At 38.5% G+C, this 11,315-nt stretch carries 10 protein-coding genes; 6 read left to right on the plus strand and 4 right to left on the minus strand.

The genetic code is table 11. The features are described 5' to 3' along the window. The first annotated feature begins 275 nt into the window (after positions 1–275). The 4 genes from R3E32_25535 (at position 276) to R3E32_25550 (ending at position 4,819) form a co-directional block, all read left to right on the plus strand. Positions 276–1,265, plus strand: a complete 990-nt coding sequence (locus R3E32_25535) for a ketoacyl-ACP synthase III (GenBank protein ID MEZ4888116.1) — start codon at positions 276–278, stop codon at positions 1,263–1,265. Positions 1,266–1,304: 39 nt separating this feature from the next. Then, the gene (locus R3E32_25540) at positions 1,305–2,819 is read left to right on the plus strand and encodes a long-chain fatty acid--CoA ligase (protein MEZ4888117.1); all 1,515 of its coding nucleotides are present in this window, start codon (positions 1,305–1,307) and stop codon (positions 2,817–2,819) included. Positions 2,820–3,019: 200 nt separating this feature from the next. Continuing rightward, complete coding sequence (locus R3E32_25545; GenBank protein MEZ4888118.1) at positions 3,020–3,844, plus strand: RICIN domain-containing protein; 825 nt, start codon at positions 3,020–3,022, stop codon at positions 3,842–3,844. Between the two features lie 201 nt (positions 3,845–4,045). Next, the gene (locus R3E32_25550) at positions 4,046–4,819 is read left to right on the plus strand and encodes a hypothetical protein (protein MEZ4888119.1); all 774 of its coding nucleotides are present in this window, start codon (positions 4,046–4,048) and stop codon (positions 4,817–4,819) included. A gap of 6 nt (positions 4,820–4,825) precedes the next feature. Here R3E32_25550 and R3E32_25555 read toward each other — a convergent pair whose 3' ends face one another. The 4 genes from R3E32_25555 to R3E32_25570 all read right to left on the minus strand — a co-directional run bounded on the left by R3E32_25555 (position 4,826) and on the right by R3E32_25570 (position 8,395). Further along, on the minus strand, positions 4,826–5,716 hold the full coding sequence (locus tag R3E32_25555) for a lysylphosphatidylglycerol synthase transmembrane domain-containing protein (protein ID MEZ4888120.1): 891 nt from the start codon (positions 5,714–5,716) through the stop codon (positions 4,826–4,828). A gap of 14 nt (positions 5,717–5,730) precedes the next feature. Next, positions 5,731–6,141, minus strand: a complete 411-nt coding sequence (locus R3E32_25560; GenBank protein ID MEZ4888121.1) for a retropepsin-like aspartic protease — start codon at positions 6,139–6,141, stop codon at positions 5,731–5,733. Then, the gene (locus R3E32_25565) at positions 6,087–6,548 is read right to left on the minus strand and encodes a hypothetical protein (GenBank protein MEZ4888122.1); all 462 of its coding nucleotides are present in this window, start codon (positions 6,546–6,548) and stop codon (positions 6,087–6,089) included. Before R3E32_25565 ends, R3E32_25560 begins: the two co-directional genes overlap by 55 nt. 179 nt (positions 6,549–6,727) lie before the next feature. Further along, the gene (locus tag R3E32_25570; GenBank protein ID MEZ4888123.1) at positions 6,728–8,395 is read right to left on the minus strand and encodes a hypothetical protein; all 1,668 of its coding nucleotides are present in this window, start codon (positions 8,393–8,395) and stop codon (positions 6,728–6,730) included. 247 nt (positions 8,396–8,642) lie between these two features. On the opposite strand from R3E32_25570, the gene R3E32_25575 reads away from it, so the two are divergent. Then, on the plus strand, positions 8,643–10,712 hold the full coding sequence (locus tag R3E32_25575; protein ID MEZ4888124.1) for an OmpA family protein: 2,070 nt from the start codon (positions 8,643–8,645) through the stop codon (positions 10,710–10,712). 60 nt (positions 10,713–10,772) lie between these two features. Next, positions 10,773–11,231, plus strand: a complete 459-nt coding sequence (locus tag R3E32_25580; GenBank protein MEZ4888125.1) for a hypothetical protein — start codon at positions 10,773–10,775, stop codon at positions 11,229–11,231. Positions 11,232–11,315: the final 84 nt, after the last annotated feature.

Below are 11,315 nucleotides of genomic sequence, written 5' to 3' on the forward strand. Positions count from 1 at the left end.
TTAAAGAATAAACGGGTATTTTCAAAGCATAGTAGCAGTTCTAAGATTCGTGAAATTAAGCCACAAGATTCCCTCGGAATGACAAAAGGAAGAGTGTGTCATATTGGAAATATCCTGTGGTTAAATTTTTAGAAATTAGGTTTATGGATAGAGATTTCAAAAAGAAGTCAAACCTAAATTACCCAGTTAGTTTTTTTTTTTAGTGAGACTTGAACAGGCATAGCTTCAATATTCTCTTCTTCAATAATTTTTAAACATAACTTTATTCAATTTCAATGCAAAACGCAATCATTCTCTCTTGTGGAGCTTATGCACCTGCAAAGGTAGTTCCGAACAGTTACTTCAATGAACAACTGGGCGAAGACGTAAGCACTTGGCTCGAAGAAAAAGTCCAAATATTTGAAAGACGTTGGTGTGCCGAAGATGAAAGTACTGCAGACCTTGCCGAAAAAGCGGCTCTTCAAACTTTGGAGCGAGGAGGAATTGAAGCGGACAAACTGGACTTGATTATTGTCGCAACCGATACGCCAGAGTTTATTTCTCCTTCAACGGCTTCGGTGATTCAGCACCGTATTGGAGCGTCCAACGCAGGTACTTTTGATGTTAATTCGGCGTGTGCAGGTTTTGTGACGGCTTTGGATATGGGTGCAAAATACATACAGGCAGACGAGCAGTATCAGCATGTTTTGGTGATTGGAGCGTATGCAATGAGCAAGCATCTAAATTTGAATGACAAAAAGACTGTTACCCTTTTTGCGGATGGTGCGGGGGCGGTTTTGCTGAAAGCATCGAAAACTGAAACAAAAGGTTTTTTGGCGAGTGAACTGATTTCTAAAGGTCAGTACAACGAATGGATGGGCGTATATGGCGGAGGCACGAATATGCCTGTCAATGCAAAAGTGTTGGAAAATCACGACCATGAATTGAAGTTTGTACGCAGGTTTCCGAGCGATTTGAATGCAAGTATTTGGACTGAAATGGTGCAAAATCTCTGCAAACGGATTGAAGTGAAACCCGCAGATGTTGATCAGTTTTTCATCACCCAAATCAACGTCAATTCTATTTTTGACACTCTCGACCGATTGGATGTACCACGAGAAAAAGGGCATAAGGTAATGCACAATTATGGTTATACAGGTTCGGCATGTATTCCGATGGCATTCAATGATGCGTGGGAAAAGGGTTTATTGAAGGAAGGGGATTTGGTGTTTTTTATAGGCTCTGGTGGTGGATTGGCATTTGCAAGTGCAGCTTTTAGGTTGTAAAATTGCTTTTTTTTTTTAAAATTTTGATTGACAGAAAACATGCAAGCACTTCAACAGGATTGGGCGGCAAAATGGGCGGTTTACAGCCCCGATAAGATAGCCTTCAAAGAGTACGAAACGGGACGCACTTTGACCTATGCCGAACTCAACCAACAGGGAAACCGATTGGCGAATTATTTGAAGGATGTGTTTGATATTCAAAAAGGCGACAGGATTGCGATTTTGGCAGAGAGTTGTTTGGAGTATATCCTTCTTTTTGTGGCTGCTCAAAAAACGGGGGGGGTATTGGTTCCGATGAATTACCGATTGGCGAGTGCCGAAATAGATTTTTTGCTGCAAAACGCTCAACCCAAATTGGTAATTGGAGAAGCAATTTTTCAAGAGACTTTGGAAGCGACTTCTTTTTATTCCCAAATCCTTCACAAATGGGACATTGCAGTGATAAAGGCAGATTGTGAAGCATACGGAAAGGGAACTGGGGCGCAGGATTGTTTTGAAGTAGTGCCAGTGGAAGACGATGACCCGATTTTCATTTTATATACTTCTGGCACGACAGGTTTTCCGAAAGGTGCGCTTTACACCCACAAAATGCTTTTTTGGAACAGTATCAATACCGCTATGTCTTTGATTGTTAATTCCGAAAGCCGTACCATCAACTGTATGCCACCGTTTCATACAGGTGGTTGGAATGTGTTTGTGACTCCTTTTTTACATCACGGTGGTTATGTTTGTTTGATGAAAAAATTTGATGCTTTGGCGGTTTTGAAGTCCATTGCCGACGAGCAAGCAACGATTTTCATGGGCGTGCCTACCATGCTCAAAATGATGACCGATTTATCCGAATTTGAAACGACAGATTTTAGCAGCCTATACTATATAATAGTGGGCGGTGAACCGATGCCGATTCCTTTGATTGAAAAATGGCATGAAAAACAAGTGCCGATTCGACAAGGGTATGGAATGACCGAAGTTGGCCCGAATTTGACATCGCTTCACCAACGAGATGCGATTCGCAAAAAAGGCTCGATTGGGCGACCTAATTTTTATGTCAAAATCAGGGTTGTCGATGAAATAGGGAAGGAGGTCGCTGTAAATCAGGCGGGAGAACTGTTGCTGCAGGGGCCGATGGTTACGCCTGGTTATTGGCAAAACGAGGTGGCTACTGCAAAGGCGATTCAAAATGGTTGGTTTCATACAGGCGATATGGTGAGGCTGGACGAAGAGGGCTACTTGTATGTGGTGGACCGCATCAAAAATATGTACATTTCTGGTGGTGAAAATGTCTATCCTGCGGAGGTTGAACGGGTGTTGGTGACGCATAAGGCGGTATCGGAAGCGGTAGTTATTGGTGTGGCAGATGCAAAATGGGGCGAAACGGGAAAGGCTTTTGTGGTACAGACAGGACTAATTGAAGTGACAGAGAAGGAGTTGCAGGATTTTTGTCTTTCAAAATTAGCCAAATTCAAAGTCCCAAAATCAATCGTATTCTTGACCGAATTGCCCAAAAACGATACAGGGAAGTTTAATCGAAAAATTTTGAAGGAATTTTATTAAAATAATTATTGAATTTAATAATTGAATTTCAGTTATTTATGCTGTTTCAGGAAGACTGTTTTCCTTCAATAAAAGAAAAATCTTTCCTCCAATTTGTCGGAACGAGTTTTAAGGAGTCGTCTAATCGGGTGTCTTTAATAAAAAAGACATTCAATAACACAGACAACAACCATAATCAAAACCTTAAAACTTTATTTATCATGAGAACTTTCAATTTTGCATTCATCATCGCTTTAGTTTCTATTTTCTCAATCTTCACCTCTAATAATGCAATCGCCCAAGAAATAGATGGCAATTTTTACTACCGAATCACAACCATGTGGCAGGGTACAGACAAAGCCTTAGATGTTATCAACGATGGTCAAAACAACCAAATTCACCTCGCCAAAACGGGCAATTATTCTGGGCAGTTTTGGAAATTCACCGCACTTGGAAATGGCTACTATCGAATGACTACGATGTTTCAAGGCGATGAAAAATCTTTGGATGTGGTGAACGATGGTCAAAACACCAAATTGCACCTCGCCAAAACGGGCAACTACTCTGGTCAATTTTGGAAACTTACTCCACAAGGCAATGGTTACTATCGCATGACGACGATGTGGCAAGGAGAGGGTAAATCTTTTGATGTCATCAACGATGGCAAAAACAACCAAGTACACTTAGCCAAAACAGGTAACTATTCTGGGCAGTTCATCAAATTGACGCAACTATCTGCTGTTCCAAAGCCTGCTCCCAAAGTAGTGAATGGCGAAACTACAGTTGAAGTTAAATTTGGACGAAATGGCGGTAACTTAGGTGTTTTCAAGCAAGTAGGTAATACCAAAACATGGAAAGAAACAGGCAGGAGAGTAGGATCATCTACCTTCACTTTTACCGAAACTCATAGAGATGAATGGTCTGTTTATTTGCATGATCAATCACGCAATGTGTATATTCAATTGGATTTGCATACCAAAAAAGTAATGTACAGTGCAGGTAATCAAACAAAAACCCCACTTTACGAAATCTTGGCTGCCAATTAAATGTATCAACCTTGTTTTTTGAATCCCTCAAAATTCTTTCCTACACCAACATTTTCTCATAATCAAAGCAATGTCCTATCAAAAGGGCATTGCTTTTTTTATGTATTTTTTTTCGCTATTCACTTGTTTTTTAGATAACTTTAGCTTAACTTTAATTTTATGAAAAATTAACATTAAATTAACATTGAAAATTCAAAAGCTATGAAAGGTATCATTACTACAATTATTTTATTGACAGTCAATTGTTTATTGAATGCACAAAGCAATAGTCTTTTGTCTTTGGCGACAGTAGCGAATATGAAGTTGTCTTCTCCAACTACGGTCATCTTGAATGATCCTATTGCCGTAGGCTTCAGTGATGATTTGGAAAATATCAATGGAGGTCCTTTCTACGATAACAAATGGTTGAAGGGAAGAATATTATTGAAAGATGGACAGGAGTTGGGAAGTGAATGGTTGTTTAAATACAATACATTTCAGGATGAACTACATGTATTGTTGGTTTCAGGAGAGGTAAAAATTCCATTGAAAAGCCATATTCAGGCTTTCATGATAGAGCAGGATGGACAACAACATTATTTTGTTAGTTCAGATTTTGCAGGGGTAACAGGCAAACAAACAACAAATACCTTTTTTGAAGTGCTGCACCATGATCGGTTTACCTTACTCAAAAAAAGCAGCAAGCATCATGGACAACTTAACAACAATTCTTTTTACTGTTCGAGTTGTGGTGATGCATCTTTTGATTTCTTTTATACTGCTGAAACGTATTATGTAAAAGACAATCAAGGGGAATTTAAAGAATTGAAAATCAAAAGGAGAGATATACTCAAAGCCTTTCCAAAACACAAGTCACTCATTGTTTCATATTTGAAGAAAAACAAAAGTAAGGTGAAAACCGAAACGGATTTATTGACTTTGCTTCAATACATAGAGTCGCCAAAAGATGGAAGTAATGAAGATATCACTGAGTAGTTAAATTTACAAGGTATTAGAAGCCAAAGTATTTTGTTGTTGAGTATCTTCTTGCAAATCAACTGTTAAAAAAGCTCCCAAAAACGAACTAAGTGCATTCAATAAGAAAAAGAGCAAACTAAAGGTGACTGCAATATGGGTTTCTATCCCAAAAAAAGTATTGCCATAGACAAACACCATCTCCCGTGCGCCAATTCCTCCAATCGTGAAGGGAATCGCAGCAACAACAGAAGACACCAAAAATAGGGTGAGGTAGTCTACAAAGCCGCTTTCGACATGAAGAGCTCGCAGTATAAAAAAGGCAGCGATTACTTGAATTCCTTGAACCGCAAATGACAAGAGGTTGGTAATCGTAAAAACAGAGATAAAACGCTTGAAAAACAACTTCAAGCCAATGTAAAAAGCGGGATAACTGCCTGCAATTGATAGGTAAATCAACCACCGATAATTCTGTAAGGAGACAAAGCTACTGCTGAACAAAAATAATATCAATGCCAAAAAACACAATGCTACCAAACCACTGATTCGATCCAACAAAGCCGCACTGACCAATGCTTTGACCGACTGATGACTCCCTTTCTTCAATATAAAAACCTTGTAGCCATCTCCTCCAATTCCTCCAGGTAAAAACAAATTGTAGAACATACCGATGTAATACAACTTTAAGTTGAACCAATCAGATAGCATTAATTCGATGCTTTTGAAGAAGTGATTCAAACGAAAAGCACTCACGATTTTTGAAGCATTGTAGCCCAAAAATGCCAAAAACAACCAACCAAAATGCACCTCTAAAAAGGCTTCTTTGACCAATTGTGGATCAATTTTCCGATAGACGAGGTACAAAGCCAAGATGGTAAGCCCCAACTTCAAGAGGAGTTTTAAATATTTTTTAGTCAAAACAAATTTTCTTTTTATACTGTTTCTACCCATATTTCGCTGTTGATAAAATCAATGTGCAGCAGGGTGTTTTGGAAGAAATAGAGACCTAATACGCCATGATATTCACTCATAAGTCCTTCTTTCATAAAATCATACGTGGTTATTTCAAAGTTTTCCTTCTGTATTCCAAACGCACCAAAGGACGGCAATACGACTCGTTGAACCTTGACAACCCCGCCTCCTGTTTCTACTTCAATAATATTGGATTTCTTGTCAGGTACATAACCTGCTAATAACAAAGCAGTCAAGTCAATAACAGTATGAGATGCTCCTGTATCTAAAGCAAAAACCAATGGAATGGTTTCCAAATCATTCTTTAATCCAACTTTTACTTCGATAAGTGCGTTTTCATCGCTTCGCTCAAAGGAATATTTCTTAACCATACGGGGTTTTCAGATTTATAAATTGTGGTATAAATTAAATTTACAATATCGCCTTCTTTCCTAATTTCCAACGCTTTATTGCTTACTTCGTATTTATCTTTACCATGAACCAACACAATACCACCAACTATCTTCGTTCCCTCATATTTAGGACTTTTCAAAACCACCCAACTATCAGGATACAAAGCTCGAATATCTTCAATCGGCAAAAACACACCTTCAATCGCTTCTATATCAACAGCCTCTTTCTCCACTTCAATTTCTGCCACAGCCTCTTCCTCTTCAACCACCACTTGCGCCTCCACCTCTTTCACCACCTCCACAAAACTCAACGTACGAACAAACTGCAACAAAGCCTTTACTTGTTCTAATTCCTGTTCCTTAAATGTGATTTGATACGTAAGCATAACCATAAAATTTACATGAAAAAATATACTCCAACAGTCTAACAAAAAAACAATTAAAAAGTGTTCTAAAGAGCGCAAATTAAAATAACTCGCTCCGAAAACTCGGAGAGAATACAAATTAAAAATATTTATCACAAATAAATACTTTAAATATAAATACAACACACCAACACAAAAAATCACAACCGATACAACACAAAATCCCCATAACCCATAAAATCCGTAAACTCATACAATTGTTCCACATCCCGATTTTCCAAGTACTCTTTTTTGGTGATATAGAAGGTATTCGGTTCTTCCTCTCTTCGGTAATACATCAATTGATGGTTGTTGCGGACAATGTAATACACATATTCACGAGGCAAAAAAGGAGGAATCTCAAAATGTGCGTCCACCAGTTCGTGTCCCAGAATTCTAAAAACAGCACTATCTATATCTGCCTTTCCCGTCAAATAAACAGGAGCCTTATCAACGATTTTATTGATGTTTGTTGTATGCTTCAAAATCGCTTGACGATTTGTGTAAGTCGCTTGAACAGGTACATACAGTCCATTCATCCAAAGCTTTAGAGCCACCATCAGTAGTAAGACAATCAAAATTTTGGGCGTTTTTTTCTTTGCAAACAAATAAGCAATAAATCCTCCCAAAGCCAGCAACGCCACTACAACGAACCACAAATAAGACACGACTTCAAAGTAGTGAATGAAAGGTGCAACAACACAAGCCACTAAAAATACTCCAATAAACACCCCAATCATTCGATTCATCCAGCGATTTGCCCACTCACTTTCCTCCGAATACTTCACATAAAAATGCACCAAAATCGTCAACAAAAACGGCATAAACATATACACATAGCGGTCACGGGTATCAGGTGAAAACCAATATACCCAAATATTCGCCACTACAAAAAGAAAGCTAAACCGCAGCAAATCATTGTCAAAAACCTCCTTGCGGACAGGTTTTCCGACCATGAACAACACCAAGAGCGTACCAGGCAACATGATTTTCAGCAGCCTCATCGGAAAAATAAATATATTCAAGACCTGCGCCCACCAACCCTGATGCAGTGCCGTCCGCATGGCAGATTCGGTAAACAATTTGGTCAAATAAGGCCCAACATCACTGTACTGATTGTAGCTAAAAAAATAGGCAAAAGTCAAAGCTGCAAAAAACAAAATCCCCGTAATGTGCTGCCAATAAAACAACATTTTGAATTTGCGTTCATAAATAAACAATACCAATAGCGTAAATGCTTGAAATGGGAGAGAGGGCAATCCTTTGGTCATCAAGCCAAGAAAAGTGAAAAAATAGGACACCAAAAAGAGCAACAGATATTGCTTTTTTTGGAAAAAATGAAAAATAGCGATTACCTGCAAATACACAATCAATGTATAAAACAAATCAATCTCACCCAACAGCGAAAAAAACAGCAAAATATCTCCACTCAGCACATACAACAAACTCACCAAGGCTGCTACCTGAATATTGGCATAATACATCGTGAAAAAGAAAATCATAAAACCCATGACAAACAGCGAAATAATCGGCGGAGTGCGGACTACCCAAAGCGAATAAGACCCCAAAACCTTGTAAAAACCCATCACCACCAAATTGTAAAGTGGCGGTTTGGCATAATAAACTTCGCCATGTGTTGTCGGCATCACATAGTTGCCCGTCTGATCCATCTCAAAAGCGACCAAAGCCCTACGAGGTTCTTCACCGCGAATAGGCTTCAATCCAATATTCCAAAAATAACCAAAAACCATTAAGCCTAAAATAAGTGCAAACAGCCAGTTATTTTTCTTTTCTACTACTATAAGCATCCTAAGATTTGTTTCGTCCATTAAAAACACTGTTTCAAAAACGGCAGCAAAGGTAATTGTTTTGGCTGCAAAAAACGATGTACTTCCATTCCCCACAAAATTTTTGGGGAACTTTTACCGAGTTATCAATGTAATACAAAAAGTTATATTTCGATTGCTGCTGAATTACAAAAAGTAATTCATGGAATGTAATAATCTTCAAAACCACATCGTTAAATACACATACCGATATTAACATTTTTTAATTTCACTCAAAAATGCCCTACTCATGCAAAAACTATTCACTCTTTTCATTGCATTCTTATTGGTGAGTACTGCAATCGCCCAAGAAACTTCTCAGCAAGTAGCTGTTTATTTCGACAAAGACAAAGCCATTCTAAGCATTGAAGCCCAAAATACCTTGACTTCAACGTTTCAATCCATTCTTGATGTAGAGGAATATGCAGTAAAAATTGAAGCCCACACAGATGATGATGGTTCATTGACTTACAATCAGTTATTGAGCGAAAGGAGAGCCAATACGGTCTATGATTTTTTACTTCTTCAAGGAATGAATACCGATGACCTGCAAATCGTAGCACAAGGAGAAACCAATCCTGCTTTCAGCAATCAAACCGAAACAGGGCAGCAGCAAAACAGGCGAGTAGATGTGTTTTTTGTATCGAAAGCAAGCCTACAATTGCAGGCAAAAGCCGAACCTAAAATAATAGATTTCCAAGATTTGAAGCGACTGACTACCACTAATACTGAGCAGTATTTTACGATTTCGACCCATCAAGAACAGCACATTGAAGGAAGAAAAGGCACCAAATTGACCATCCCTTCTCATGCTTTTGAGTTGGAAGATGGCAGCGAAATTCCTACTACTGCAAAGGTAGAAATTGAACTGCAAGAAGCCCTCAGTTTGGAAGATATGTTGTTGAACAATCTGAGTACGATGAGTGGTGATAAAATTTTGGAAACTGGTGGAATGATTTCGATTGAAGCCAGTTATCAAGGGCAAAAGCTGCAATTGAAGGAAGGAAAAAATATTGAAGTGGCTGTGCCGAAAAACGACATTGCAGTTGAAAAACAAAATGATATGGAACTGTTTTACGGTGTTTCACAAGAAAACAATGCAATGGATTGGAAGCCCACGAATAAGAAGGTCAGAACAACTCCGCCGCATCCAAAAGTGGAAATTGATTTGACCGAATTGGAGAATTTTGAGATGGCTAAAGTGGCACTGCCTCAATTGACAGGACTTAGAAACGTTACTAAAAAACCTGACTCACCCAAGAAACCTTACAAACCTTACTGCCCAACTAAACCGACCAAAAATAGGTATCAATACAAACCATCTGGATGGGAAAAACTGGTTTTCAGCCGAAAAAAAATAGATCAATTGAGCGAGAAAAGATATGAGGAGGCCCTGCAAAAATATGAGAAACGAAAGGCAGATTACGATATAAATATGGCTCGATATGAAGACAATTTGAAGGCTTATCAAGAAGCTGTTGTCAAGTACCAAGAATTGAATAAGCAGCGAACCAACACAATTATTTACAACATTGCAGTGATAGACCTCTATCGAAATGTGGTGAATGATTACAAAGAATACTTGAAGTCGGGATTGGTGGTCAATTACCTCAAAAAATACATCGAAAAAAATGGATTAAGAGAAAGAAACCCAACCGAGATTTACTCCGTTTTTGGACTTAAAACCAAAGCTCGGTTGAACCTTCCGATAGGAGAAGATTTTATCTGCAAAAACTTGGGAATCACAGCAAAAGAAGCTAAGCATTTCTGTGATGAACGCAACCAAAAATATAGGGTCGACTATCGAAAGGCCTTGAATGAAGCCAGAGAATTGACTATCAATCAGGATTACTGCAAGTCCGTGGAAGAAATGTTGAGTCTTTTGGATGAACGCTACATCGAAAAGAAAAAGGGCATGGGACTCATCACCGATGCACAATATTTCGGCTACTTCACTACCTCCGTTGATGAATTGGGGTGGATAAATATTGACCGATGGCTCAAAACCCAAGGAATGCAAGAAGTGATGGTAATTGCTGAAAAAGATAAAACAACAAGGTTTTTTGCGGTTAGCCACACCTTCAATAGTTGCTTTGGGGTTTTGGAGAATACTAAAAATCAATTATCTACGGTAAAACTTCCAGTGGGAGAAAAATTCACCATCATCGGCATGAAGATTGAAAACGGCAAATTTCTAATGGCAGACAAAAGCTTTGAAGTCACTCAAACGGACATCAAAATACCCATGAACTTTGAAGAAAAAACACTGGCGCAGTTGAAGCAGAAAGTTCGTAGTTTGGAGGCAATGCGGCCTATCTAAGCTTCAATAAAGATTATTCGATGGATTTTAAAAGTTAATCAAAAAGGATTCATTGAGAAAATGACCAATCAAACCCAAAAAATCAAATTCGGAATCGTAGGTTTCAGCAGAAATCAATTTGACAAACCATCAGCTTGCCAAATATTGGACGAACTCTTCAAGGACATAAACGAAAGGCACGCAGGAAAAGAAATCGAAATAGTCAGTGGATATACCAATTCTGGAGTACCCAAAATTGCCTACGAATTGGCTGATAAATATGGTTTTACAACTGTTGGATTTTCCGCCGAACAAGCTTTATCCGTCCGAAGTGGCGTATATCCTGTTCAAAAAGTAATATTGAAGGGCAAAAGATTTGGAGATGAATCGGAGGATTTTGTAAAGTATATAGATGGGCTAATCAGGATTGGCGGAGGTGAACAAAGCAGATTAGAAACCGAAATGTTCAAACTGCTCAATCAGGACAAACCATTGGAATCCATATTGAAGGAATATGAAGTAGAATGGTATGGACAATAGTTTTTGGTAAACTTATACATAAGAATTAAACATCGAGAATTATTTTTTGAGAACTCTACAAGCTATTGCAGTAAAATGGTCTTT

Source organism: Chitinophagales bacterium, assembly GCA_041392475.1.
GTDB lineage: Bacteria > Bacteroidota > Bacteroidia > Chitinophagales > UBA2359 > JAUHXA01.